This window comes from Erwinia sp. V90_4 (genome assembly GCF_029967685.1).
GTDB classification, from domain to species: Bacteria; Pseudomonadota; Gammaproteobacteria; order Enterobacterales; family Enterobacteriaceae; genus Erwinia; species Erwinia aphidicola.
The window spans coordinates 1-25639 of record NZ_JASCAQ010000064.1 but is presented as its reverse complement, the minus strand read 5'-3'; the positions used below and the strand labels follow the sequence as shown (position 1 = coordinate 25639).

Sequence of the window (25639 nt, the reverse complement as noted above, 5' to 3'; positions counted from 1 at the left end):
TGGAGAGCATATTGATGAGCAATGTACCAGCCGAACTGAAATATCGTGACAGCCATGAATGGGTGCGCAAAGAGGCCGATGGCACCTTTACCGTCGGGATCACCGAGCATGCGCAGGAGCTGCTCGGTGACATGGTGTTTGTTGACCTGCCGGATCTTGGCAACACCTATAGCCAGGGCGAAGATTGCGCTGTGGCTGAATCGGTGAAAGCCGCGTCTGATATCTATGCCCCACTGAGCGGCGAAATCATTGAGGTAAACAGCGCGCTGGAATCTGAGCCTGAACTGGTGAACAGCGATCCCTACACCGAAGGCTGGCTGTTCAAGATCAAAGCCAGCGATGATACCGAGTTCGAAACCTTGCTTGATGCTGCTGCTTACGCTGCCGCCATCTCAGAATAACGTTTAATCGTCACTTCAGGGCGGGCTATTCGCTGCCCTGAAACCCGATGCCCGATGCAGGATTTACCGCTAATGACCCAGACTCTCAGCCAGCTTGAACATCACGGTGCATTTATCGAGCGCCATATCGGACCTTCCCAGGAACAGCAGGCAGCGATGCTCAGCGCCATCGGTGCCTCATCGCTGAGCGAGCTCATCGCCTCGATTGTGCCCGCCGACATCCAGCTTCCCAGCCCACCTGCGGTAGGCGATGCGCTGACCGAACACCTGGCGCTGGCCGAGCTGAAGGCGATTGCGTCACAAAATCAGCGCTATAAATCCTTTATTGGCATGGGGTACACCCCGGTGCTGACGCCGCCGGTGATCCTGCGCAACATGCTGGAAAACCCAGGCTGGTACACCGCATACACTCCTTACCAGCCGGAAGTCTCCCAGGGCCGTCTGGAAGCACTGCTGAACTTTCAGCAGCTGACTCTTGACCTGACCGGGCTGGATATCGCGTCTGCCTCGCTGCTGGATGAAGCGACCGCCGCCGCCGAAGCGATGGCGATGGCAAAGCGCGTCAGCAAGCTGAAAAATGCCAATCGCTTCTTCGTTGCTGATGATATTCATCCGCAGACGCTGGACGTGGTGCGCACCCGCGCTGAAACCTTTGGCTTCGAGGTGCTGGTCGATAAAGCGGAGAAAGTGCTGGAGCTGCAGGATGTGTTCGGCGTGCTGTTACAGCAGGTCGGCACCGGCGGTGAAGTGCATGATTACGGTGACCTGATTGCTGAGCTGAAAAGCCGCAAAGTGGTGGTCAGCGTGGCAGCCGACTTTATGGCGCTGGTGCTGTTACAGGCGCCGGGCAAGCAGGGCGCGGATATCGTTTTCGGCTCCGCGCAGCGCTTCGGCGTACCAATGGGCTACGGTGGTCCGCATGCGGCATTCTTCGCCGCGCGTGACGAACACAAACGTTCAATGCCTGGCCGTATTATCGGCGTATCGCGTGACGCCGCGGGCAACACCGCGCTGCGTATGGCGATGCAGACGCGCGAGCAGCATATCCGCCGTGAGAAAGCCAACTCCAACATTTGCACCTCGCAGGTGCTGCTGGCAAACATTGCCAGCCTGTACGCGGTATTCCACGGCCCGGCCGGGCTGAAGCGCATCGCCGGGCGTATCCATCGCCTGACCGATATTCTTGCGGCCGGGTTGCAGAAGGGTGGTCTGAAACTGCGTTATCACAGCTGGTTTGATACGCTGACGGTAGAAGTGGCGGATAAAGCTGCCGTGCTGGATCGTGCGCTGAGCTTTGGTATTAATCTGCGCAGCGATATCCTCAATGCGGTCGGCATTACGCTGGATGAAACCACCACGCGTGAAGACGTCGCGGCGCTGTTCTCAATCCTGCTGGGCGAGCAGCACGGGCTGGAGATCGATGCCCTCGATGCGGATGGCGCTTCCATTCCCGCTGCAATGCTGCGTCAGGATGCGATCCTGACCCATCCGGTGTTTAACCGTCATCACAGCGAAACCGAGATGATGCGTTATATGCACAGCCTGGAGCGCAAAGATCTGGCGCTCAATCAGGCGATGATCCCGCTTGGCTCCTGCACGATGAAGCTGAACGCGGCGGCGGAGATGATCCCCATCACCTGGCCCGAGTTCGCCGAGCTGCACCCGTTCTGCCCGGCAGAGCAGGCGACTGGCTATCTGCAGATGATCGGCCAACTGTCGCAGTGGCTGGTGCAGTTGACCGGCTACGATGCGCTGTGCATGCAGCCGAACTCCGGCGCGCAGGGCGAATATGCCGGCCTGCTGGCCATCCGTCGCTATCACGAAAGCCGCAACGAAGCCGTGCGAAATATCTGCCTGATCCCCAGCTCTGCACACGGCACCAACCCGGCTTCGGCGCAGATGGCTGGTATGGCTGTGGTGGTGGTTGCCTGCGACAAACAGGGCAATATCGATTTGCACGACCTGCGCTTGAAGGCGGAGCAGGCGGGCGAAGCACTCTCCTGCATTATGGTCACTTACCCGTCGACGCACGGCGTGTATGAAGAGACGATCCGCGAAGTGTGCCAGATCGTCCATCAGTTTGGCGGTCAGGTTTACCTGGACGGCGCCAACATGAACGCGCAGGTCGGCATTACCACGCCGGGCTATATTGGTGCAGACGTGTCGCACCTCAATCTGCATAAAACCTTCTGTATCCCGCACGGCGGCGGTGGCCCGGGTATGGGGCCTATCGGCGTGAAAGCGCACCTGGCACCGTTTGTACCGGGCCACAGCGTGGTGCAGATTGACGATATGCTGACCGGCCAGGGCGCAGTCTCTGCTGCGCCATTCGGCAGTGCATCCATTCTGCCGATTAGCTGGATGTATATCCGCATGATGGGCGCAGAGGGGCTCAAGCAGGCGAGTTCGGTGGCGATCCTCAATGCCAACTACATCGCCCATCGCCTGCAGTCAGCTTACCCAATCCTCTACGTCGGGCGTGACGGCCGCGTGGCGCACGAATGTATTCTCGATATTCGTCCGCTGAAAGAGCAGACCGGCATCAGCGAGCTGGATATTGCCAAGCGCCTGATTGACTACGGATTCCATGCACCTACCATGTCCTTCCCGGTAGCGGGCACCCTGATGGTTGAGCCGACCGAATCGGAAAGCAAAATTGAGCTGGACCGCTTTATCGATGCGATGCTGGCAATCCGTATGGAAATCGATCGCGTATTCAACGGTGAATGGCCGGCAGACGATAACCCGCTGGTAAATGCACCGCACACGCAGAGGGAAATTGTCGGTGAGTGGAGCCACCCTTATACGCGTGAGCTGGCGGTATTCCCGGCAGGCAGCGACAATAAATACTGGCCAACCGTTAAGCGCCTCGACGATGTTTACGGTGACCGCAATCTGTTCTGCTCCTGCGTACCGATGAGTGAATACGAATAACGGGCGCATGTTTTGCCCAGGGCAGGCAATCCTGCCCCGAATGTAATCCTTTCTGACAGGGGCAGCCAATGGTTGCCCTTTTTATTGGAGATGCTGAATGAAGATCGCCTTAATTACCGGTGCCAGCCGGGGGATCGGTCGCGCGACCGCTATTCTGCTGGCGCAGATGGGCTGGCGGGTCGCGGTAAACTATGCCCGCCGCAGCGATGCCGCGCTGGAGGTGGTGGATGTGATAGAACAGCAGGGCGGCAGCGCGTTCGCTATTCAGGCGGATATTGCCGATGAGGCGCAGGTGATAGCGATGTTTGCGGAGATTGACCGCCAGCCAGGTCAACTGACAGCTCTGGTGAATAACGCCGGGATCCTGTTCCAGCAGGCGACACTGGAGCAGCTGAGCGCCGAGCGCATCAATCGGGTATTTGCCACCAATGTGACCGGCAGCTTTATTTGCTGCCGCGAGGCGGTCAAACGCATGGGCCATCATCACGGCGGCAAAGGTGGGGCGATTGTCAATGTCTCTTCCGCCGCGTCGCGCATTGGGGCACCGGGCGAGTACATTGACTACGCCGCCTCGAAAGGGGCCATGGATACCCTGACAAAAGGGCTGTCGCTGGAAGTGGCGGCGCAGGGCATTCGCGTCAACGGCGTGCGGCCCGGCTTTATCTACACCGAAATGCACGCTGACGGGGGGGAACCGCAGCGGGTGGACCGCCTCGCCGCGTCAATACCTATGCAGCGCGGCGGTCAGCCAGAGGAGATCGCCCAAGCCATTGCGTGGCTGCTGAGCGAAGACGCCTCATATATTACTGGTTCGATTATTGATGCGGCGGGGGGAAGGTAAGGCGAAATATTTGTAGGGGCGGACCCTCTTTTTCGGTCCGCCCGCAAGTCACAATAACCATCCCTGCTGGTGCGCATTATCCATATGCTGCTCTAAGTGCTGCCATAGCTCCGGCCACTGCTGCGCCAGCTTCACGTTGCGTGCCTTAACCTGCTCCAGGCGAATGCCGTTCTCTCGCCAGCTCTGTCCCTGATTATGCAGGTTAAGCATGATGGGCAGTGCGCGGTCGAGCATATTGGCGAAGCGCGCATCGGCGCTTTCGCCGGATTCATACTCATCCCACAGGGCGCGAAAACGCTGATTGAGCTCCGCAGGCAGCAGGCCAAAAATACGCCCGGCGGCCGCCACTTCCTGCTCATGAATCGCATCGCGTGCTGCCAGGTCGTAAACCATCACATCCCCGGCATCGATCTCCACCACATCATGCACCAGTGCCATCTGCACCACGTGCTGCACATCGATTGCCTCACGTGAGAACGGTGCCAGGCTCATGGCGGCCATCGCCAGGTGCCAGCTGTGTTCCGCAGAGTTCTCCTGGCGCGCATTGCCCAGCAGTCGCGTGCGGCGCTCCACGCCTTTTAGCTTGTCGAGCTCCATTAAAAACTGCACCACTTCTGTCATCGCGCCGAAATCTAAGGCTGCTACCCTGTCAGACATCACACTCTCACTTATCCCCTAAAAACTTGCCAATAGTTTAAGGGAAACGTTTGCGTAATTCTTTAAAGAAAATGTATTACAAGGTTACATATATATTTTAGCTTACATGTGTACTCTGAAATTATTCTCAGTTAGGCTATTTGTGATGAATTTTCCACCCGCGCATTTTGTGAGGGTTGGACCTATTTCTTGGGGATTATCGTTAGATATGGCGAAACAAAAATTACTGGAACCCGGTTATTCACTGGCGGAAGAGGTCGCCAACAGCATCAGCCACGGCATTGGCTGCCTGTTTGGCGTGATTGGCTTAGTTCTGATGCTCGACCAGGCCATAGACGCCCGTGCCGGTGCGCTGGCAATCGCCAGCTACAGCCTTTACGGCGGCAGTATGATCCTGCTGTTTCTCGCTTCCACGCTCTATCACGCCATTCCTGGCGAACGCGCTAAGTTCTGGCTGAAAAAGCTCGACCATTCGGCAATCTATCTGCTGATAGCTGGAACCTATACGCCGTTTCTGTTGGTGGCGCTGAAATCGCCGCTGGCGCACGGTTTGATGGCGTTTATCTGGGGGCTGGCGCTGGTAGGGATAGTGTTTAAGCTGGTGTTTGCGCACCGCTTTGAGGCGCTGTCGCTGGTGACCTACATGCTGATGGGCTGGCTGTCGCTGATCGTGCTATATCAGCTGGCGCTACGCCTGCCGTCAGGCAGTATCTGGCTGCTGGCCGCCGGGGGGATAATCTATTCGCTCGGGGTGATTTTCTACGTGGCGAAGCGCATTCCGTATAACCATGCCATCTGGCACGGTTTCGTGCTGGGCGGTTCGCTATGCCACTTTCTCGCCATCTATCTATACGTGATGTAAGGGGCTTGCGCCCCTTCAATTAGCCCTGGGTGATTTCGTAAGGCAGTGGCTGGATCGCCAGTTTGCCGCCTTCATCGCCCTGCACGCGCAGCACGGTATCCGCTTCCAGGTCGTTATTCAGCACGGCCTGCACCCAAACCTCGCCGTTATCCAGCTGGCAGGCGGCAAGGATGGTGCCGGTGCGGCGCCAGTTCTCACCCATCTGCATCTCCAGCGCATCATTTGCCGCAGGCACTACGCCAGCTTTGCCGGCCAGCCAGAAGAGCGCACGTTTATTGGCGCCGCGGAATTTAGCGCGTGCCACCATCTCCTGACCGGTATAGCAGCCTTTCTTAAAGCTGATGGCGTCCAGCGCCTGCAGGTTGGTCGCCTGCGGGATCAGCTGGGCGCTGGTGGCGCTGTCGATGATCGGGAAACCGGCTTCAATATCGAGTGCCAGCCACTGCCGACTGTCGTTGAGCTGCGCTTCACCCGCCAGTTTATCCTGCAGCTCCTGCGCTTTGGCCGCCGTAGTGACCAGCAGGAAACGCTCGGCGGGCAGGTTAAACCACAATAGCGTGCTGTCATCCTGCTGGATCACCGGGGAGCCAGCGTCGGGCAGGGCGTCAAAAACCCCCGCCAGTGCGGCGCGTGCCTGGAACCCGGCCACGCCCAGCAGCACCGCTTCATCGTCCGGGAGCAGCGTCACTTTGGCGAATACCGCGTATTTTTTCAGCTCGGTCAGCTGAGTGTCGCGCAGGCTGCGGCGCTCAATAAAGGCCATTCCTTCGCCACGGTGGAACAGGCGCAGGTTGCTCCACATCTTCCCTTTGGCATCGCAGTGCGCGGCAGGGCGGTGCTGATTGTCGGCCAGCGCCGCAACATCCAGCGTCACTTGACCCTGTAAATAGCTAACGTGATCTGCACCGCTGGCGTTCACCAGCGCCCACTCTTCCAGTGAAATCAGGGTCAGCGGCAGGCGTGCTGAGGCGACCGGCTGGCGGGGAGGGTAAGAAGTATTTGGCATAATTCAGTCCTAAATTAACGAATTTAGTGAAATCTGTTGCTCATGTTAAAAGAGCGCACCTGCTTTGCAACCTGTTTCCAGAAAAAGCGGCACAAAACGCGTGATAACCCTGCAACCGGTAACGCTGTTTTGCGCGCTGTGCCGCACGCAGTGCATTGCATCATCAACAGCGCCGCAAAAAAGCGTTACACTGTGCGCCATGTTTGGTTAACCGACGCTGAGTGACATGGATATTACAAATAAAGCACGTATTCACTGGGCATGCCGCCGCGGCATGCGCGAACTGGATATCTCCATCATGCCGTTTTTTGAGTATGAGTTTGACTCACTGGACGATACCGACAAGCAGCTGTTTGTCCGGCTGCTGGAGAACGATGACCCGGACCTGTTTAACTGGCTGATGAACCACGGCGAGCCAGCCGATGCGGAGCTGAGAAGGATGGTGGCGCTGATTCAGGAGCGAAACCAACAACGTGGTCCTGTGGCAATGTAGCCTGCGGGTTTCCTGGTATGCCCGCTGTGCATCGCTGTTGCTGCATGGCGCCGTGATCCTCGCACTGCTGCTGGCACCCTGGCCCGCCCGCTTTGGCTATATCCTGCTGTGGGCTGGCTTACTGATACTGGTCGCGCTGGAGTGCCTGCGCAGTCAGCGCCGGATTGTCAAACGCGAGGGAGATCTCGCCCTGCTGCCAGGGCACATCGTGCGCTGGCGCCAGCAGCAGTGGCAGATGCCGATTCCACCGTGGGTCACCCGCCAGGCGATACTGCTGTCGTTACATCATCACGCAGGTCAGCGCGAGCGGCTGTGGCTGTTTGCCGACGGTATGGAAAGCGCGGAATGGCGCCTGCTGCGCCAGCAGCTGCTGATGAATAAGCAGCGGGCGACAGAGCCGTGATGAGCGTGGAGCTTCTGTCTGCGCAACGTCGGGGCCGACCTGAAACGGAAATCGCCCCCTTTTTGGGGTTACAGCAGCTCCGCCATTTCGGTCAGGATCTGCTCACACCACTGCGCAATGCGTTCATCGGTCTGCTCAAACTGGGTGATATCATCCAGCGCCAGCCCGACAAATTTCTGACCGTCCGCGGTGAGCGGTTTGGTACTGGTAAATTCGTAGCCTGCCAGCGGCCAGTAGCCGACAAACTTAACCCCAGACGGGGCCAGTACTTCATGCAGCATGCCCAGCGCATCGAGGAACCACTCGCGGTACTCCCCCTGATCGCCCATGCCATACAGCGCCACCACTTTACCCTGCAGATTCAGCGTTGGCAGATCGGTCCAGATCGCTTCCCAGTCCTCCTGCAGCTCGCCAAAATCCCAGGTGGGAATGCCGAGGATCAGCAGATCGTACTGCTCCATCAGCGCCGGGGAGTCATCTTTCAGGTTGTGCAGCTTGACGAGATCTTCGCCGATAAAGTCGCGGATTTTCTCAGCGGCCATTTCGGTATAACAGGTGCTGGAGCCGTAAAACAGACCAATATTCATGGTAGTGGAACTCATTTTTACTAAAGTCTGGTGGCGATTATATCAGAAACGGCCATGAATAAGGCATAATGGACGCGGTTCACTCAGCATGAGGATGACGTATCATGCTGATATTTAGCTATAAAATTACTTCTGGCAGCGCACTGACAGCCACGCCGTGTCAATAAAAGAGAGGATAAGGTGCAGGATAACGATCTGATTGAGCAATTTCTTGATGCCCTGTGGATCGAGCGCAATCTGGCGCAGAATACCGTTGCCTCTTATCGTCTCGACCTGCGTTCGCTGTGCGGCTGGCTGGAGCATCAACAGCTGTCATTACTGAGCGTGGATGCCGTCAGCCTGCAGGGGTTTCTCGCCGAGCGGCTGGAAGGCGGTTATAAAGCCTCCAGCTCTGCCCGTCTGTTGAGCGCCATGCGCCGCCTGTTCCAGTACCTCTACCGCGAGAAGCTGCGCGAGGACGACCCCAGCGCGCTGCTCTCCTCGCCCAAACTGCCGCAGCGCCTGCCTAAGGATCTGTCGGAAGCACAGGTCGAACGCCTGCTGCAGTCACCCTGCCTTGATCAGCCGATTGAGCTGCGCGATAAAGCGATGCTGGAACTGCTGTACGCCACCGGGCTGCGCGTCACCGAACTGGTGGGTTTAACGCTCAGCGATGTCAGCCTGCGCCAGGGCGTGGTGCGGGTGATCGGTAAAGGCAACAAGGAGCGGCTGGTACCGATGGGCGAGGAAGCGGTGCACTGGATTGAGCAGTTTATCGAGTACGGGCGCCCGTGGCTGCTTAACGGCCAGACGCTGGACGTGCTGTTTCCCAGTAACCGCGCGCAACAAATGACCCGACAAACCTTCTGGCATCGCATCAAACATTACGCCACACTGGCGGGTATCGACAGCGAAAAACTGTCACCGCACGTGCTGAGGCATGCGTTTGCCACGCATCTTCTTAACCACGGCGCTGATTTACGCGTGGTGCAGATGCTGTTAGGCCACAGCGATTTATCCACTACCCAGATTTATACGCACGTGGCGACCGAGCGCCTGCGCCAGCTGCATCAGCAGCATCACCCGCGTGCCTGATTTCAGAGTACATAAGGACATCAAATGAAGAAGCATTACCTGTTACTTTCTCTCCTCATCGCTTCGGTCAGCGGGCTGGCCCACGCCGATGATGCCGCCATTAAACAGTCGCTGACCAAACTGGGCTTACAGCAGACCGAGATCCAGCCTTCGCCGCTGCCGGGCATCAAAACCGTGCTGAGTGAGAGCGGTGTGCTGTACGTCACCGAAGACGGCAAACACTTCCTGCAGGGGCCGCTGTACGATGTCAGCGGCGGCCAGCCGGTCAACGTGACCAATCAGCTGCTGCAGAAAAAAGTCGATGCGTTAAGCAGCGAGATGATCGTGTACAAAGCCGCAAAAGAGCAGCATGTGATCACGGTATTTACCGATATTACCTGTGGCTACTGCCGCAAGCTGCACGAGCAGATGGCTGACTACAACGCGCTGGGCATTACCGTGCGCTACCTGGCCTTCCCGCGTGAAGGGATGAATGGTCAGGTAGCCAAAGAGATGAAATCCGTCTGGTGCAGCGCTGACCCGCGCAAAGCATTCAGCGCCGCGATGAAGGGCGACACGGTCGCACCGGCCGATTGTAAAATCGATATTGGTCAGCAGTACAAACTGGGCGTGCTGTTCGGCATTCAGGGCACCCCTGCCATGCTGCTGGAAAATGGCACCATGATCCCCGGCTATCAGGGGCCGCAGGATCTGAAGAAATTCCTCGACAGCCAGAAAAACGGCGGCTGATTTTCGTGAACAGTAAAACTGAACTCCGTCGCCGCGAGGCGACGGATGCTGCTGCACTTCCTGCTGAACTGCACCCGCTGTTACGTCGTCTCTACGCTCAACGCGGTGTCACCGCGGCTGCCGAGCTGGAGCGCGGTGCGAAAAACCTGCATCCTTTCCAGTCGCTGAGCGGTATTCAGCGGGCGGTTGAGATCCTGCAGCGCGCGCTGGCGGATAACCTGTGCATCATGATCGTCGGCGATTTCGACGCCGACGGTGCCACCAGCACCGCATTGACGGTGCTGGCACTGCGTAGCATGGGCGGCAGCAACATTAAATATCTGGTGCCGAACCGGTTTGATGATGGCTATGGCCTCAGTCCCGAAGTGGTTGAGCAGGCCGCGGCACGCGGCGCGCAGCTGATTGTCACGGTCGATAACGGCATCTCCTCCCACGCGGGTGTGGCGCTGGCGCACGAGAAAGGGATCCCGGTGGTCGTGACCGATCACCACCTGCCGGGCGACTCGCTGCCTGAGGCCGACGCAATTGTTAACCCCAACCTGAGCGACTGCCAGTTCCCTTCACGGGCGCTGGCGGGCGTGGGCGTGGCGTTCTACCTGATGCTGGCCCTGCGATCGCAGCTGCGCGACAGCGGCGTGACCACTCTGCCAAACCTGGCGGAACTGCTGGATCTGGTGGCGCTGGGCACGGTCGCCGACGTGGTACCGCTGGATGCTAACAACCGCATCCTGGTGTGGCAGGGGCTGAGCCGTATTCGCGCCGGGAAATGCCGCCCGGGTATTCGCGCGCTGCTGGAGATCGCCAATCGCGATGCCCGTCAGCTGGCCGCCAGCGACTTAGGCTTCGCGCTCGGGCCGCGGTTAAATGCTGCGGGCCGTCTCGACGATATGTCGGTTGGCGTGGCGCTGCTGCTGAGTGAAGATCTCGGCCAGGCACGTATGCTGGCCAGCGAGCTGGATGCGTTAAACCAGACGCGTAAAGAGATCGAGCAGGGGATGCAGTCGGAAGCGCTGGCGCTGTGCGATCGTCTCGAAAGCAGCGATGACGCGCTGCCGCTCGGTATCGCCATGTATCATCCCGAGTGGCATCAGGGCGTGGTCGGCATTCTGGCCTCGCGCCTGAAGGAGCGCTTCCACCGCCCGGTGATCGCCTTTGCTCCGGCGGGGGACGGTACGCTGAAAGGCTCAGGCCGCTCTATTGCCGGGCTGCATATGCGTGACGCACTGGAGCGGCTTGATACGCTAAACCCCGGGCTGATCATTAAGTTTGGCGGCCACGCGATGGCGGCGGGGTTGTCGCTGGAGGAGTCTAAGTTCGACGAGTTCCGCCAGCGCTTTGCTGAGCTGGTCGGCGAGTGGCTGGATGCCGAGTCCCTTCAGGGCGTGGTCTGGTCCGACGGTGAGCTGATGGCACAGGAGCTGACGTTACCCACGGCGGAGCTGCTGCGCGAAGCCGGTCCGTGGGGGCAGGCCTTCCCGGAGCCGACCTTCGACGGCAAGTTCAAGCTGTTACAGCAGCGGCTGGTGGGCGAGCGTCATCTGAAAGTGATGATTGAGCCGCTTGGCGGCGGCCCGCTGCTGGACGGTATTGCCTTTAATGTCGATACCACCCTGTGGCCGGACCCGAGCGTCAGGCAGGTTGAGCTGGCGTACAAGCTCGACGTCAATGAGTTTCGCGGTAACCGCAGCGTGCAGCTGATTATCGACCATCTCTGGGCGCTGTAAGCAAAATTCAACACGGGCCGTCCCGCTTTTCCGGTCGGCCCTTTATCTCACCTTTGCCGCAAACAGAAGCGGGTCAGGCATGCCTGACCCCTACCGCACAAAATGCACAAGGTGTGTTCTGTGCTACAAACCGGGCGCTATTTCAGTTAAACTGCGTGGTTACATTCTCGTCCATTTCGATCACCTAATAAGATCTCAAAACATGTTTGAAATTAATCCGGTAAAGAACCGTATTCAGGATCTCACAGAGCGCAGCGCCGTTCTTAGGGGGTATCTTTGACTATGATGCCAAGAAAGAACGCCTGCAGGAAGTAAACGCTGAACTTGAGCAGCCTGATGTCTGGAATGAACCTGACCGCGCCCAGGCGCTGGGTAAAGAGCGCTCTGCATTAGAAGCCGTCGTTGAAACGCTGGATCTGATGGAGCAGGGGCTGGAAGATGTCACTGGCCTGCTTGAGCTGGCCGTTGAAGCCGAAGACGAAGAGACCTTCAATGAAGCAGTGGCTGAACTCGATATTCTGGAGAAGAAACTCGGTGAATTAGAGTTCCGCCGCATGTTCTCCGGCGAGTATGACAGCGCTGACTGCTACATGGACATTCAGGCCGGTTCCGGCGGCACCGAAGCACAGGACTGGGCCAGCATGCTGCTGCGTATGTATCTGCGCTGGGCGGAAGCCAAAGGCTATAAAACCGAAATTATTGAAGAGTCCGACGGTGAAGTGGCCGGAACCAAATCCGCCACCATTAAAATCATCGGCGACTACGCGTTCGGCTGGTTGCGTACTGAAACCGGCGTGCATCGCCTGGTACGTAAAAGCCCGTTCGACTCCGGCGGCCGCCGCCACACTTCGTTCAGTTCGGTGTTTGTCTATCCGGAAGTGGACGACAATATCGATATCGATATTAACCCGGCCGACCTGCGTATTGACGTTTATCGCGCTTCCGGTGCCGGTGGTCAGCACGTCAACAAAACCGAGTCGGCGGTGCGTATTACCCACTTACCGACCAACATTGTGGTGCAGTGCCAGAACGACCGTTCTCAGCATAAGAACAAAGATCAGGCCTTCAAACAGCTGCGTGCCAAGCTGTATGAATATGAAATGCAGAAGAAAAATGCGGACAAACAGGCGGCGGAAGACAACAAGTCTGACATCGGCTGGGGCAGCCAGATCCGCTCTTACGTGCTGGATGACTCCCGCATCAAGGATCTGCGTACCAACGTAGAAACGCGCAATACTCAGGCGGTTCTGGACGGCGATCTGGATCGTTTTATCGAAGCAAGTTTGAAAGCAGGGTTATAAGGAACTCACATGTCTGAACAACAACCGCAGGCCGCTGATGCCGCACTTGAGCTTAATAACGAACTGAAATCACGTCGCGAAAAGCTGGCCGCACTGCGTGAAACTGGCGTGGCGTTCCCGAACGACTTCCGCCGTGACAGCACCTCTGACGTTCTGGCCGCTAAATACGCCGATAAAGAGAATGAAGAGCTGGAGCTGATCGGCGAAGAGTTCAGCGTTGCCGGTCGTATGATGACCCGTCGTATTATGGGTAAAGCCTCTTTCGTCACCTTGCAGGACGTGGGCGGGATTATCCAGCTCTATGTTTCCCGCGACGATCTGCCAGAAGGCAAATACAACGAGCAGTTCAAGAAATGGGACCTTGGCGATATTCTCGGCGCGCGCGGCAAGTTGTTTAAGACCAAAACCGGCGAGCTGACCCTGCACTGTAGCGAACTGCGCCTGCTGACTAAAGCCCTGCGCCCGCTGCCGGACAAGTTCCACGGCCTGGCCGATCAGGAAACCCGCTACCGCCAGCGTTACCTGGATCTGATCTCGAACGACGACTCGCGTAAGACGTTCAAAATCCGCTCACAGATCATGGCCGGTATCCGTAACTTCATGGTTGGCCGTGAGTTTATGGAAGTGGAAACCCCGATGATGCAGGTGATCCCCGGCGGTGCTTCTGCGCGTCCGTTTATCACCCATCACAACGCGCTGGACATCGATATGTACCTGCGTATTGCGCCAGAGCTGTACCTGAAGCGCCTGGTGGTCGGTGGCTTCGATCGCGTGTTCGAAATCAACCGCAACTTCCGTAACGAAGGTATCTCGCCGCGCCATAACCCTGAGTTCACCATGATGGAACTCTATATGGCGTATGCGGATTACAAAGATCTGATCGAGCTGACCGAAAGCCTGTTCCGCACTCTGGCGCAGGACGTGCTGGGCACCACCGTGGTGCCTTACGGTGACCAGGAGTTCGACTTTGGCAAGCCGTTCGACAAGCTGACGATGAAAGAAGCAATTCTGAAGTATCGCCCGGAAACCAACCTGGCCGATCTCGACGATTTCGATAAGTCCGTGGCTATCGCCCAGTCAATCGGCATCAAGGTTGAGAAGAGCTGGGGTCTGGGCCGCGTGGTCACTGAGATATTCGAAGAGACCGCAGAAGCGCACCTGATCCAGCCAACCTTCATCACTGAATACCCGGCAGAAGTGTCGCCGCTGGCGCGCCGTAACGATCAGAACCCGGACATCACCGACCGCTTCGAGTTCTTTATCGGCGGCCGCGAAATCGGCAACGGCTTCTCGGAGCTGAACGATGCGGAAGATCAGGCCGACCGTTTCCTGCAGCAGGTTAACGCGAAAGATGCCGGCGATGACGAAGCGATGTTCTACGACGAAGACTACGTTACCGCGCTGGAACACGGCCTGCCGCCAACCGCCGGTCTCGGCATTGGTATCGACCGTATGGTGATGCTGTTTACTAACAGCCACACCATCCGCGACGTGATCCTGTTCCCGGCACTGCGCCCAACCAACAAGTAAGCTACGCTTTTTCTATCGGACGGCCCGCAATGCGGGCCGTTTTTTTTTGCATCAATAAGCTAATTAAGGAATAGTAACGGTGCAAAAATATCACTGCACGGAGAGCCAGCAATGACCCGACCTGAATTTATCCGCCACTGGCAGGAGCTGGAGGGGGAGGATAATGAACACTATCCGGACAGTGACGAGCTGATGTCGATTGGCGCCCCGCTCGGGCGCCTGCTTGGCTTGACGCGTCTGGGGATCCACCATGAGCGCCTGTTGCCCGGTAGACGTATGTCGTACCCACATGCCGAAAGTGCCGAAGAGGAGTTCGCTTTCGTGCTGGAGGGCGAGCCGGACGTATGGATTAACGGCGAGCTGCACCGCCTGCAGCCCGGCGATGCAGTGGCGTTTCCGGCAGGCACCGCCATCTGCCACACCTTTATCAACAACAGCGATCGCGAAGCGCGCTTTATCGTGGTCGGTGAAGCCAATAAATCCGAGAACCGCATCTGGTATCCGAAAAATCCGGTCTACCTCGCCACGCGTGAGGATCGGTGGGAGAACCCCCCCGCGCAGGAATTTGGCCCCCATGACGGGCTGCCGGATGCCCAAAAGAAGGACCAACAATGAAGACGCTGGGACTGATTGGCGGCATGAGCTGGGAATCCACCGTGCCCTATTACCGTATGATCAATGAAGGGATCAAGGCGCGTCTCGGCGGCCTGCATTCGGCAAAGATAGTGTTATACAGCGTTGATTTTCATGATATTGAGGCCTGCCAGGCCAGCGATAACTGGGACAGCGCCGGGCAGATGCTGGCCGATGCTGCCAGCGCGTTACAGCGCGCCGGGGCTGAGGGCATTGTGCTCTGTACCAACACCATGCACAAAGTGGCGGATGCGATTACCCGGCAGTGCGGGCTGCCATTTCTGCATATCGCCGATGGTACCGCCGCCGCGATTAAACAGTCTGGGATGTCGCGCGTGGCGCTGCTCGGCACGCGCTACACGATGGAGCAGGATTTCTACCGTGGGCCAATGCGCAGCCTGCACGGCATTGAAACCCTGGTGCCGCCCGCCGCAGAACGCCAGGAGATTAACCGCATCATTTTTGACGAGCTGTGCCAGGGCACTTTTGCCGCCGAATCAAAAGCTTATTATCAGCAAGTGATTAGCGGGCTGGTAGAGCAGGGGGCGGAAGGGGTGATCTTTGGCTGTACCGAGATCGGCCTGCTGCTGAGTGCGGCGGACTGTCCGATCCCGGTGTTCGATACCACCGCCATTCACGCCCGGGCGGCGGTTGAGTTTATGCTCGACTAAGGTCGTTAAGGGACGACCAAAGCTGCGGTCGCTCCCTGCAATTACGATTTCACCGTGTCGTTCAGCCACTCTTTAAAGCGGGCGTAGGGGATATACAGCGATACGTTCTTATACAGCGTTTTGCCGCTTTTTATATCGTTGATGCGCCTGCTGTAGCCAACGATCACGCCGCCAATCGAATCATCCGAGGCATTGTACACCGCCCCACCGGACATCCCCTGCACTACGCCCGCATCGGAAGCCACCACCACGCAGCTCACCTTGTTCCAGGAATTTTTCAGCCCGGTGTTGATCAGATTGGTGCCGCTGGATGCTACCGGCATTGCCGAGATAAAGCTGTAGCCGTAGAGGTTCACCTTGTCGCCGATCAAGCCGTTACGGAAGTGCGGCGGCTGCAGGTTGCTGTTTTTATGGTACACCACCGCGAGATCGCACTCGGGGTGATACGACTTCACCTTGTACATCGAATATTTTGCCACGTGCGCGGCGGTCAGGCTGTAATCCGGCGTCAGCGGAATGGTGGTACCGAGCGTGCCCAGCCCTAATACCGTGGGGATACCGGTCACCGTCATATCGACGCGCTCTTCAGCCTCGCTGCTGTACTGATACTTCCCTACAGAACACCCCGTCAGGCACAGGGCTAGCAGGCAAAGTGCAATGCGCATCGACTCTCCTCAGCGGTAGGTAGGATCCTGACAGTTATCGTCAAATCCTGATATTTGACTTATCGGCGGTGCCTGGCAGAACTTTAATGTATCGCCGCGGCGGTAAGGTTTGACTCATTGCGCCCGCAATGCAAGCAGCCTGAATATCCAGAGTGAAAACTAAGAAAAAGCTCAGCTTAAAATGATTAGAAAAAATGATGTGTCGGTGAGCTACTGGCAAGTATAGCGAAGAAAAAAGACAAAATGAGTGTGGGATCACATTTTATTGGTTCTGATTTTAACTCAAATCGCCAATTGTTGCTTTTGCGGCAACAGACCCTTGCCGACGCCGGACTGTAAGCCTTTCATCAGCTGTGCTTTAATTAGTTAATGTGATCTGGATCAAACTTATTACCCTGATGGCTCATATCGGGGCGGCTGGATTATATTTCTTCATCTGTTTGCTGTTGCTCTCAGCATCCTGAGAGCCGAATTTCTATTATCCTGGGAGTGTTTCATATGCCTGTATCATTACTGGCGCTGGCGCTGGCGCTGAGTGCTTTTGCCATCGGCACCACCGAATTCGTCATTATGGGGCTGCTGCCGGAGGTGGCGAACGACCTGCGTGTTTCCATCCCCTCGGCGGGCTGGCTGATCAGTGGCTATGCGCTCGGCGTGGCGATTGGCGCACCGATAATGGCGCTGCTGACCGCGAAGCTGCCGCGCAAACGCACGCTGATCCTGCTGATGGCGATCTTTATCGTCGGCAACATTCTCTGTGCGCTGGCTTACACCTACAACCTGCTGATGCTGGCGCGTATTGTTACCGCGCTCTGTCACGGTGCGTTCTTCGGGATTGGTGCCGTGGTTGCTGCCAGCCTGGTGGCGCCGGGCAAGCAGGCATCCGCCGTGGCCCTGATGTTTACCGGCTTAACGCTGGCGAACGTGCTGGGCGTGCCGTTGGGAACCTGGTTCGGCCAGATGTTCGGCTGGCGCGCCACCTTCTGGGGCGTGGCGATTATCGGCGTGCTGGCGTTTATCGGCCTGATCGTCAGCCTGCCAACCAACCGCGACGAAAAGCCGGTGCATCTGGCTGCCGAAGTGAGCGCGCTGAATAACGGCAAGCTATGGCTGTCGCTGCTGATGACGGTGTTCTTTGCCGCCGCGATGTTTGCGCTGTTTAGCTACATCGCACCGCTGCTGCTGCAGGTCACGGGCATTACTGACCGCGGCGTCAGCTGGACGCTGTTCCTGATCGGCGCTGGCCTGACCGTGGGGAATATCCTCGGCGGTAAGCTGGCCGACTGGAAAGTGTCGTTTAGCCTGATCCTCAGCTTCTCGCTAATTGCCGTGTTCTCGCTGCTGTTTAGCTGGACCAGCCACTCGCTGTGGTTAGCCGAGATCACCCTGTTCCTGTGGGCGATGGCAACCTTCGCGATGGTGCCGGCGCTGCAAATCAACGTGGTGCGCCACGGGAAAGATGCGCCCAATCTGGTCTCGACGCTGAATATCTCGGCGTTTAACGTCGGCAATGCGCTCGGCGCCTGGGTTGGCGGCGCGGTGATCGGCGGCGGCTATGGCCTGACGGCGGTGCCGGTATCGGCCGCCGTGCTGGCGCTGGTGGGCCTGCTGGTGTGTCTTTACACCTTCCGTGGCTCACGCGGCCGTCCGCAGGTTGCCAACGCTTAACTCAGCCGCTGCGCCAGCCGCTCGCTGAACAGGCCGATGTGCTGGTGCAGATGCTGACTGAAAGCATCAACCAGCGCAGAGGCCGGGCGATGGCGCGGCCTGATCAGACTGACGGTGAACGGCACCGCAATGCTGAAGCGCCGGATCGTCACTCCGCTGTCGGCGTAATCGAGCGCCGTCAGCGGGTTTACTATCGATACGCCAATCCCCGCTTTAACCATTGAACAAACGGATGCCGCGCTGTGCGTCTCCATCACCATGCGCCGCTGCACGCCGTGTTCAGCAAAAATCCCATCCAGAATCTGCCGATAGCTGTCGGTGCGCGACAGGCTGATATAGTTCTGCCCGTTGAAATCCGCCGGAGATAATACGGCTCGCTGCGCCAGCGGATGATCGGCAGGCAGCACGCAGACTTCATCAGCGGTAAACAGCGCGCTGCGCTCGGTGCCTGCCGGCGTATGCGTGGTTTCCGTCAGGCCCAGATCGTAGCGCTGCGCCGACAGCCACTCCTCTAACAGCGGTGATTCCTGCGGAATGATATTCAGGCTCAGATCCGGGTAGCGCTGCATAAACGGCTGGCACAGCAGCGGCAGCAGCGACTGCGAAAATACCGGCAGGCAGGCCAGCGACAGCTCGCCCTGACGAAACTGACGCAGCCCTTCCGCCGCGCTGACGATGCGGTCCAGCCCGTACCAGGAGCGCTGGACCTCCTCGAAGAGATGCAGCCCCTGCGCTGTGGGTTGCAGACGGCCGCGCACCCGCTCAAACAGCTGCAGCCCGGTCAGCTGCTCAAAGCGTGCCAGCTCGCGGCTGACGGTGGGCTGGGAGGTGTGCAGCAGCGCCGCGGCTTCCGTCAGGTTGCCGGTGGTGATCACCGCGTGAAAAATCTCAATATGACGTAACGAAATCCCGGCCATTATCTGCTCCTCTAACTCACTCAACCTATATCATGGATGAATAGAGTCAGTTGAAACAGATATTTTTCTCCCGCGCCCTGCTGTGGCGTAATAGCGACATAACCTTATGGAGAACTGCTTATGCCACGCCTGCTTACCGACACCACCACCGCCCTGAATCAGGACAACCTGCTGCCGCTGGCGCTGCAATACGGCGGCCCGCTCTGGGCGTACGATGCGGCGATTATCAACGACCGCATCAGCCAGCTACAGCAGTTTGACGTGGTACGCTTTGCGCAGAAGGCCTGCTCCAATATTCACATCCTGCGTCTGATGCGTGCGGCGGGTGTAAAGGTGGATTCCGTCTCGCTGGGTGAGATTGAGCGTGCGCTGGCGGCGGGCTATGTCGCGGGCGGCGATGAGATTGTGTTTACCGCCGACCTGCTGGATGAACCCACTCTGGCGCGCGTTGCCGAACTGAAAGTGCCGGTGAATGCGGGTTCGGTGGATATGCTGCACCAGCTGGGCCAGGTCTCTGCCGGGCATCCGGTGTGGCTGCGCGTCAACCCGGGTTTTGGTCACGGTCACAGTCAGAAAACCAACACCGGTGGTGAAAACAGCAAGCACGGTATCTGGCACGAGGATATGGCGCTGGCGCTGGAAGCGATTCAGCGCTACCAGCTGAAGCTGGTCGGCCTCCACATGCATATCGGTTCCGGCGTCGACTACGGCCACCTCGAGCAGGTGTGTGATGCGATGGTTAACCTGGTCGTGAGCTTTGGTCAGGATCTTGAAGCGATCTCTGCCGGGGGCGGCCTGTCGATCCCGTACCGCTTTGGCGAAGAGACCATTGATACTCATCACTATTACGGCCTGTGGGACGCAGCGCGCCAGCGCGTGGCGCAGCACCTCGGCCACCCGGTGAAGCTGGAGATTGAACCGGGGCGTTTCCTGGTGGCGGAGTCCGGCGTGCTGCTGAGCCAGGTGCGCGCGGTGAAGAGTATGGGCAGCCGTCACTTTGTGCTGGTGGATGCCGGCTTCAATGACCTGATGCGTCCTTCCATGTACGGCAGCTACCACCACATTTCCGCGATGGCCGGTGATGGTCGCCAGCTGGATGAAACCAATACGCTTGCGAGCGTAGTGGCGGGGCCGCTGTGCGAATCCGGTGATGTCTTCACCCAGCTGGAAGGTGGCAAGGTCGAGACCCGTGCGCTGCCTGCGGTGAAAGTCGGCGACTGGCTGGTGTTCCACGATACCGGTGCCTACGGCGCTTCGATGTCTTCCAACTACAACAGCCGCCCGCTGATCCCGGAGGTGCTGTTCGAAAACGGCGAACCGCGCCAGATCCGCCGCGCGCAGACCGTCGCCGAACTGCTGGCGCTGGAGCTGTAACCCGGGCGGGGCATGCCCCGCCCCTACGCAAATCGTAGGGGTCGGGCATGCCCGACCCGTTGAATCATTCCGGACATGCCCGACCCATTGAATCATTCCGGGCATGCCCGACCCGTTGAATCATTCCGGACATGCCCGATCCGTTGAATCATCCCGCGAACATCTCTCTCCTCAGCAGCACAATCTCTTCGGCCAGATCGCGGCACAACATCGCGTTCATCAAGTGATCCTGCGCGTGTACCAGGATCAGCGTCACCGGTACTTTGCCGCAGCCCTCATCGGCACCAATCAGCTGCGTCTGGATCTTATGTGCAGCGCGTGAAGCCTCAGAGGAGGCCGCCAGCGCCTCATCTGCCGCCTGCCAGTCGCGCTTGCGGGCATGCTGGATAGCGCTCATGGCGTGGGATCGCGCTTCACCCGCATTAATCAGCAGCTCCATCATCGTCTGTTCAAAATCCATGACTACCTCCATTGGTATACCAAAATTGGTCGATTAATCTTATTGGAATACCAGTAATCACTTCTGAGAGATTTATCACAGTAAATAATCACCGATTGTTTATTTTTGGTATGCCACTGCCGCGTTAGCTGCAGAAATATTCATGCCGGGATGCCTGACCCCTTACCTCGAGGATTCACCCATGTCTCTACAGGAACGGCTAATCGACTCTCTGGGGAGTTTTGCCACCAAGTTCAATAGCTATCGCTATATCATGGCGATCAAGGCGTCGTTTATTACGCTGATGCCGGTCATTATCGTCGGTGCATTTTCGGTGCTGATTTCCAATATGGTGCTGGACGGCAAAAATGGCCTCGCCAGTTTTCAGGCGCTGTCGTTCCTGGCCGAGCTGAAACCGATCACCTCCAGCATCAACTACGCCACGCTGAGCTTCCTCAACATCGGCGCGGTGTTTCTGATCGGTATTGAGCTGGGAAAAATCAACGGCATCAAAACGCTGTTCCCTGGCCTGCTGGCGATCATCTGCTTTATTGCCGTCACCCCCACCACGCTGAGCATGATGGTCAATGGCCAGATGCAGGTAGTAACCGACGTGCTGGCTAAGCAGTTCTCCGACACCAAAAGCCTGTTTCTCGGCATGTTTATTGCCATCCTTTCGGTGGAGATCTACTGCCGCCTGGAGCATGTCGATCGCCTGAAAATCAAAATGCCGGACACCGTGCCGCCCAACGTTGCCGCCTCCTTCTCGGCGCTGATCCCGGCGATTATCACCGTCTCCGCCATCGCCACCTTTGGCTTTATCTTCCACCGCTTCACCGGCATGTATCTGTATGACGCCGTGTACAAAGTGGTGCAGGAGCCGCTGGAATCGGTGGTGCAGAGCCTGTGGGGCATTCTGCTGCTGATGTTTGTTGCCCAGCTGTTCTGGGTGATTGGCATCCACGGTAACCAGATGGTGAAGCCGATCCGCGAACCGCTGCTGCTGGGGGCGATTCTGGTCAATATGAACGCCTTTGAGCAGGGTAAAGAGGCGCCGAATATCATCACCATGCCGTTCTGGGATGTGTATATGAGCATCGGCGGCTCCGGGCTGACCATCGGCCTGCTGAGCGCGGTGATGCTGGCGACCAAACGCAAAGAGATGCGTGAAATCGCCAAGCTCTCTTTTGGCCCCGGCCTGTTCAATATCAATGAACCGGTGATCTTCGGCATGCCAATCATGCTGAACCCGATCCTCGCTATCCCGTTCATTATCACTCCGCTGATTACCGGTTCCATTGGCTACTTTGCGACGCTGACCGGGTTTGCTGGCAAAGCGGTGGTCATGGTGCCGTGGACCACGCCGCCCATCATTAACGCCTGGCTCTCCACCGCCGGGTCGATGGGGGCAGTGGTAACGCAGATTATCTGCATCCTGGTGTCGATCCTCATCTATATCCCATTTGTCAAAGTTGCCGCCCGCCGCGCAGAGGCTGCGGAAGCACAGGCGCTGCAGCCTGAACTGGCGAAAAATTAAGGAGCGAAAATGAGTAAGGTAACTATCACCATTCCGGCGGATTTTATTCTCGGTGCTGCCGCCTCCGCGTGGCAAACCGAAGGCTGGAGCGGCAAGAAAGCCGGCCAGGATTCCTATCTCGATGCCTGGTATCAGCAGGACCGCCACGTCTGGCACGACGGCTACGGCCCGGCGGTCGCCACCGATTTCATCAACCGCTATAAAGAGGACGTGGCGCTGATGAAAGCGGCGGGTCTGACGCACTACCGCACCTCAATCAACTGGTCGCGCTTTCTTACCGACTATGAGAATGCGGTGGTGGATGAAGAGTACGCGGCGTATTACGACAGCCTGATTGACGAGCTGCTGGCAAACGGCATCCAGCCGATGCTCTGCCTGGAGCATTACGAATTGCCCGCCACGCTGCTGGAGCAGTACGGCGGCTGGGCATCGAAACACGTGGTCGAGCTGTTTGTACGCTACGCAGAGCAGGTGTTCGCCCGCTACGCACACAAAGTGACGCGCTGGTTTGCCTTTAATGAGCCGGTGGTGGTGCAGACGCGGGTCTATCTCGATGCGCTGCGCTGGCCGTATCAGCAGAGCACCGACACCTGGATGCAGTGGAACCACCACAAAAATCTCGCCACGGCGAAAGTGGTGCAACTGTTCCGCGCCAAAGGCTATCAGGGCACCGTCGGCACTATCCTCAACCCGGAAGTGACCTATCCACGCTCGGCTGCCGCGCACGATGTGCAGGCGGCACAGATCTACGACCTGTTCTATAACCGCGTATTCCTCGACCCGGCAATCAAAGGCGAGTACCCGGATGAACTGCTGGCGCTGCTGGAAAAACATGGCGTGAACTGGCAGGTCGACGCGCAGGAGCTGGCCATTATCCGCGCCAACCGCGTCGATGAAGTGGGCATCAACCTCTATTATCCGCACCGCGTGAAAGCTCCGTCGCGCGCCTGGCACCCGGAGACCCCGTTCCATCCGGCTTACTATTTTGAGCACTTTGAACTGCCGGGGCGGCGAATGAATAAGTCGCGCGGCTGGGAGATCCAACCGCGCATCGTCTGGGATATGGCGCAGCGCATGAAGAGTGAGTATGACAATTTCCCGTGGTTTATTGCCGAAAACGGGATGGGAATTGAGAACGAAGCGCAGTTCAAAAATGCCAGCGGAGAGATTCAGGATAACTACCGCATTGAATTTATCGGCGAGCATCTTTATCAGGCGCTGCTGGCGCGTGAGGCGGGCATCAACTGCCAGGGCTATATGCTTTGGGCCTTCACCGACAACGTGTCGCCGATGAACGCGTTTAAAAATCGCTACGGACTGATCGAGATCGACCTGCAAAACCAGCGCCAGCGCCGGATGAAAAAATCCGCCCGCTGGTATCGCCAGATAAGTGACAGCCGCCAGCTCAGCATTGAGCTGGATGATGAAGCCAAATAAGGAGTTAATCATGCAAAGAATCGTTCTCGCCTGTGCAGCAGGCATGTCCACCTCGATGGTGGTAACGCGGATGGAAAAAGAAGCGGCGGCACGCGGGCTGGCGTATCAGATCTACGCCATCCCGGAACAGAACCTGCGCGACGAGCTGGAAAATAACGTCGGTGAAGTGGCCGTGGTGCTGCTTGGGCCGCAGGTGCGCTTCAAGCTGGAGGAGAACCGCAAGCTGACCAACAGCTATCAAATCCCCATTGCGGTGATTGATTCGGTGGCTTATGGCACCCTTAACGGCGCAAAAGTACTCGATCAGGCGCTGGCTTTGGTAAACTAGCGCCAATCAATACGGATAATGGCTGAAAGGGTGGTTTTGTGGACAAAGGTGCGCCTGCGCAGGAAAAAAAGCAGTATCAGGAAATCGGTCACGATCTGCGCCAGCAAATCATCGATGGTCACTATCCGGTCGGTTCGCGTCTGCCGCCGGAGCGTAATATCGCCGAGACCTGGGGCGTCAGTCGTACCATTGTGCGTGAAGCCCTGCTAATGCTGGAGCTGGAGGGCACGGTAGATATTCGCCAAAGCTCCGGCGTTTACGTGATGCGCATCCCCTCGGAGAGTAGCGACGAAGAAGAGGCATTCTTCCGCAGCGACGTCGGGCCGTTTGAGATGCTGCAGGCGCGCCAGCTGCTGGAGAGCAATATCGCAGCATTTGCGGCGAAGATGGCGACCAAAGCGGATATCGAAAACCTCAAGCGCACGCTGGAGCAGGAGCAGCGCGCCATCGCGCTCGATGACAAAAGCCAGGACAATGACAAAATGTTCCACCTGCTGCTGGCCGGCGCGACGCAGAATCAGATGCTGCTGGATACCGTTAACAGCATCTGGCGTCATCACGAAAGCAGTCCGCTGTGGCAGCAGCTGCGCGGCCATATTGAAACCCGCAGCTACCGCCTGAAGTGGCTCGGCGACCATCAGACCATCCTCGCCGCGCTGCGCCGCCGTGACGTGATGGGGTCGTGGCAGGCAATGTGGCAGCATCTGGAAAATGTGAAGCACAGCCTGCTGGAGCTCTCCGATGCCGATGCCCCAGATTTCGATGGCTATCTGTTTGAATCAGTGCCGATTTTTCAGGGCAAGCTGGTATGAGTTTGCTGCGTATTGTGCCGCTGAGCGCGGTACCGGCAACCCGCGAAGTGGTCACCGACTGGCTATGGCAGGCTTTTGGCAGCGATAACAGCCGCGACTTTTATGCCAGCGTGATCGACAGCAGCCTGAGCGGTGCCGACCTGCCGCTGACGTTTGTGGCGCTGGATGACGACCGCCCGGTGGGTACCGTGGGATTATGGCGCTGCGATTTGATCAGCCGTCAGGATCTTTTCCCGTGGCTGGCGGCGCTGTACGTGGATGAGAGCTATCGCGGGCGCGGTTTAAGTGAACGCCTGCAGCAGACGGTGATCGACTGCTGCCTTCAGCGCGGCGACCGCCATCTGTACCTCTATTCTGCCTGTGCCGATTATTACGAGCGTTTTGGCTGGCGCTATATCGGCGATGCGCTGGATTACCCGGCGACGCGCGTGCGTCTGTACCATAAAGCGCTGGGTTAAGCGGTGCGGATCGGGCATGCCCGACCCCTACGGCGACACCACGGATAGGGCGTCGTCGATGCCGACCCCTGCGGCGATCCCACGGATACGGTGTAGGGGCGACGGCATGCCTCGCCCGTTTTTCGCAGGGTTACTGCGGCGATGCCACCGAATGGCGG

26 protein-coding genes are annotated in these 25639 nt (G+C 58.0%); 20 read left to right on the top strand and 6 right to left on the bottom strand.

The genetic code is table 11. The features are described 5' to 3' along the window. Nucleotides 1-14 precede the first annotated feature (14 nt). From gcvH to QLG07_RS19725, 3 genes are all read left to right on the top strand, one after another. Nucleotides 15-401, top strand: coding sequence for a glycine cleavage system protein GcvH (gcvH, locus tag QLG07_RS19735; RefSeq protein ID WP_048917220.1), 387 nt, complete (start codon nucleotides 15-17; stop codon nucleotides 399-401). 72 nt (nucleotides 402-473) lie between these two features. Next, nucleotides 474-3335 carry an aminomethyl-transferring glycine dehydrogenase gene (gcvP, locus tag QLG07_RS19730; RefSeq protein ID WP_282470003.1) on the top strand — a complete coding sequence of 954 codons (2862 nt, stop codon included), beginning with the start codon at nucleotides 474-476 and terminating at the stop codon, nucleotides 3333-3335. 97 nt (nucleotides 3336-3432) lie between these two features. After that, on the top strand, nucleotides 3433-4176 hold the full coding sequence (locus QLG07_RS19725; protein ID WP_282470002.1) for an SDR family oxidoreductase: 744 nt from the start codon (nucleotides 3433-3435) through the stop codon (nucleotides 4174-4176). Between the two features lie 48 nt (nucleotides 4177-4224). On the opposite strand, the gene QLG07_RS19720 is transcribed toward QLG07_RS19725, so the two are convergent. Beyond that, complete coding sequence (locus QLG07_RS19720) at nucleotides 4225-4833, bottom strand: HD domain-containing protein (RefSeq protein WP_282470001.1); 609 nt, start codon at nucleotides 4831-4833, stop codon at nucleotides 4225-4227. 208 nt (nucleotides 4834-5041) lie between these two features. Here QLG07_RS19720 and QLG07_RS19715 point away from each other — a divergent pair, with 208 nt between their 5' ends. Continuing rightward, nucleotides 5042-5695 carry a hemolysin III family protein gene (locus tag QLG07_RS19715; protein WP_048917216.1) on the top strand — a complete coding sequence of 218 codons (654 nt, stop codon included), beginning with the start codon at nucleotides 5042-5044 and terminating at the stop codon, nucleotides 5693-5695. Nucleotides 5696-5714: 19 nt separating this feature from the next. Here QLG07_RS19715 and ygfZ read toward each other — a convergent pair whose 3' ends face one another. Then, a complete protein-coding gene (gene ygfZ / locus QLG07_RS19710) occupies nucleotides 5715-6701 on the bottom strand; it encodes a tRNA-modifying protein YgfZ (protein WP_282470000.1) in 987 nt (328 codons plus the stop codon). 226 nt (nucleotides 6702-6927) lie between these two features. Here ygfZ and sdhE point away from each other — a divergent pair, with 226 nt between their 5' ends. Continuing rightward, nucleotides 6928-7194: an FAD assembly factor SdhE gene (gene sdhE, locus QLG07_RS19705; RefSeq protein ID WP_099753482.1), complete on the top strand. Its 267-nt coding sequence runs from the start codon at nucleotides 6928-6930 to the stop codon at nucleotides 7192-7194. Continuing rightward, complete coding sequence (locus QLG07_RS19700) at nucleotides 7175-7597, top strand: protein YgfX (RefSeq protein WP_048917212.1); 423 nt, start codon at nucleotides 7175-7177, stop codon at nucleotides 7595-7597. The genes sdhE and QLG07_RS19700 overlap by 20 nt, the downstream gene beginning before the upstream one ends. A gap of 68 nt (nucleotides 7598-7665) precedes the next feature. On the opposite strand, the gene fldB is transcribed toward QLG07_RS19700, so the two are convergent. Continuing rightward, nucleotides 7666-8184, bottom strand: a complete 519-nt coding sequence (gene fldB, locus QLG07_RS19695) for a flavodoxin FldB (RefSeq protein ID WP_282470032.1) — start codon at nucleotides 8182-8184, stop codon at nucleotides 7666-7668. A 180-nt stretch (nucleotides 8185-8364) separates the two neighbouring features. Between fldB and xerD the strand changes: the two genes are divergently transcribed. The 7 genes from xerD to QLG07_RS19660 all read left to right on the top strand — a co-directional run bounded on the left by xerD (nucleotide 8365) and on the right by QLG07_RS19660 (nucleotide 15846). Further along, nucleotides 8365-9258: a site-specific tyrosine recombinase XerD gene (xerD, locus tag QLG07_RS19690; protein WP_048917210.1), complete on the top strand. Its 894-nt coding sequence runs from the start codon at nucleotides 8365-8367 to the stop codon at nucleotides 9256-9258. Nucleotides 9259-9282: 24 nt separating this feature from the next. Continuing rightward, the gene (dsbC, locus tag QLG07_RS19685) at nucleotides 9283-9987 is read left to right on the top strand and encodes a bifunctional protein-disulfide isomerase/oxidoreductase DsbC (RefSeq protein WP_048917209.1); all 705 of its coding nucleotides are present in this window, start codon (nucleotides 9283-9285) and stop codon (nucleotides 9985-9987) included. 5 nt (nucleotides 9988-9992) lie between these two features. Next, nucleotides 9993-11711 (top strand): single-stranded-DNA-specific exonuclease RecJ, encoded by a 1719-nt coding sequence (recJ, locus tag QLG07_RS19680; protein WP_282469999.1) that lies wholly within the window; start codon nucleotides 9993-9995, stop codon nucleotides 11709-11711. 202 nt (nucleotides 11712-11913) lie between these two features. After that, a protein-coding gene (prfB, locus tag QLG07_RS19675) for a peptide chain release factor 2 (RefSeq protein ID WP_099753485.1) occupies nucleotides 11914-13012 on the top strand; the annotation gives its coding sequence in 2 pieces (ribosomal slippage) (nucleotides 11914-11988 and nucleotides 11990-13012; 1098 coding nt in all). 9 nt (nucleotides 13013-13021) lie between these two features. Then, the gene (lysS, locus tag QLG07_RS19670; protein WP_048917206.1) at nucleotides 13022-14542 is read left to right on the top strand and encodes a lysine--tRNA ligase; all 1521 of its coding nucleotides are present in this window, start codon (nucleotides 13022-13024) and stop codon (nucleotides 14540-14542) included. Between the two features lie 111 nt (nucleotides 14543-14653). Next, a complete protein-coding gene (locus tag QLG07_RS19665; protein WP_282469998.1) occupies nucleotides 14654-15157 on the top strand; it encodes a cupin domain-containing protein in 504 nt (167 codons plus the stop codon). Further along, the gene (locus tag QLG07_RS19660; RefSeq protein ID WP_282469997.1) at nucleotides 15154-15846 is read left to right on the top strand and encodes an amino acid racemase; all 693 of its coding nucleotides are present in this window, start codon (nucleotides 15154-15156) and stop codon (nucleotides 15844-15846) included. Before QLG07_RS19665 ends, QLG07_RS19660 begins: the two co-directional genes overlap by 4 nt. A gap of 41 nt (nucleotides 15847-15887) precedes the next feature. Here the strand turns inward: QLG07_RS19660 and QLG07_RS19655 are convergent, their stop codons facing one another. Further along, entirely contained in the window at nucleotides 15888-16511 is a 624-nt protein-coding gene (locus QLG07_RS19655) for a trypsin-like peptidase domain-containing protein (RefSeq protein WP_048917203.1), read from the bottom strand. A gap of 498 nt (nucleotides 16512-17009) precedes the next feature. Here QLG07_RS19655 and QLG07_RS19650 point away from each other — a divergent pair, with 498 nt between their 5' ends. Continuing rightward, on the top strand, nucleotides 17010-18179 hold the full coding sequence (locus QLG07_RS19650) for an MFS transporter (RefSeq protein WP_282469996.1): 1170 nt from the start codon (nucleotides 17010-17012) through the stop codon (nucleotides 18177-18179). Here the strand turns inward: QLG07_RS19650 and QLG07_RS19645 are convergent. Beyond that, nucleotides 18176-19096 carry a LysR family transcriptional regulator gene (locus QLG07_RS19645; RefSeq protein ID WP_187497979.1) on the bottom strand — a complete coding sequence of 307 codons (921 nt, stop codon included), beginning with the start codon at nucleotides 19094-19096 and terminating at the stop codon, nucleotides 18176-18178. The genes QLG07_RS19650 and QLG07_RS19645 overlap by 4 nt on opposite strands. Nucleotides 19097-19216: 120 nt before the next feature. On the opposite strand from QLG07_RS19645, the gene lysA reads away from it, so the two are divergent. Continuing rightward, on the top strand, nucleotides 19217-20470 hold the full coding sequence (gene lysA, locus QLG07_RS19640) for a diaminopimelate decarboxylase (RefSeq protein ID WP_048917200.1): 1254 nt from the start codon (nucleotides 19217-19219) through the stop codon (nucleotides 20468-20470). Nucleotides 20471-20618: 148 nt separating this feature from the next. Here the strand turns inward: lysA and QLG07_RS19635 are convergent, their stop codons facing one another. Next, nucleotides 20619-20930, bottom strand: coding sequence for a PTS lactose/cellobiose transporter subunit IIA (locus QLG07_RS19635; protein ID WP_048917195.1), 312 nt, complete (start codon nucleotides 20928-20930; stop codon nucleotides 20619-20621). A 181-nt stretch (nucleotides 20931-21111) separates the two neighbouring features. On the opposite strand from QLG07_RS19635, the gene QLG07_RS19630 reads away from it, so the two are divergent. The 5 genes from QLG07_RS19630 to QLG07_RS19610 are packed head-to-tail and all read left to right on the top strand — an operon-like array spanning nucleotide 21112 to nucleotide 25481. Then, on the top strand, nucleotides 21112-22446 hold the full coding sequence (locus QLG07_RS19630) for a PTS transporter subunit EIIC (protein WP_282469995.1): 1335 nt from the start codon (nucleotides 21112-21114) through the stop codon (nucleotides 22444-22446). Between the two features lie 9 nt (nucleotides 22447-22455). Continuing rightward, nucleotides 22456-23883, top strand: coding sequence for a glycoside hydrolase family 1 protein (locus QLG07_RS19625; RefSeq protein WP_048917193.1), 1428 nt, complete (start codon nucleotides 22456-22458; stop codon nucleotides 23881-23883). Nucleotides 23884-23893: 10 nt separating this feature from the next. Further along, nucleotides 23894-24211 carry a PTS sugar transporter subunit IIB gene (locus QLG07_RS19620; RefSeq protein ID WP_282469994.1) on the top strand — a complete coding sequence of 106 codons (318 nt, stop codon included), beginning with the start codon at nucleotides 23894-23896 and terminating at the stop codon, nucleotides 24209-24211. A gap of 38 nt (nucleotides 24212-24249) precedes the next feature. Further along, nucleotides 24250-25023, top strand: a complete 774-nt coding sequence (locus QLG07_RS19615) for an FCD domain-containing protein (RefSeq protein WP_133622843.1) — start codon at nucleotides 24250-24252, stop codon at nucleotides 25021-25023. Further along, complete coding sequence (locus QLG07_RS19610; RefSeq protein ID WP_180276713.1) at nucleotides 25020-25481, top strand: GNAT family N-acetyltransferase; 462 nt, start codon at nucleotides 25020-25022, stop codon at nucleotides 25479-25481. The genes QLG07_RS19615 and QLG07_RS19610 overlap by 4 nt, the downstream gene beginning before the upstream one ends. The last annotated feature ends 158 nt before the right edge of the window (nucleotides 25482-25639 follow it).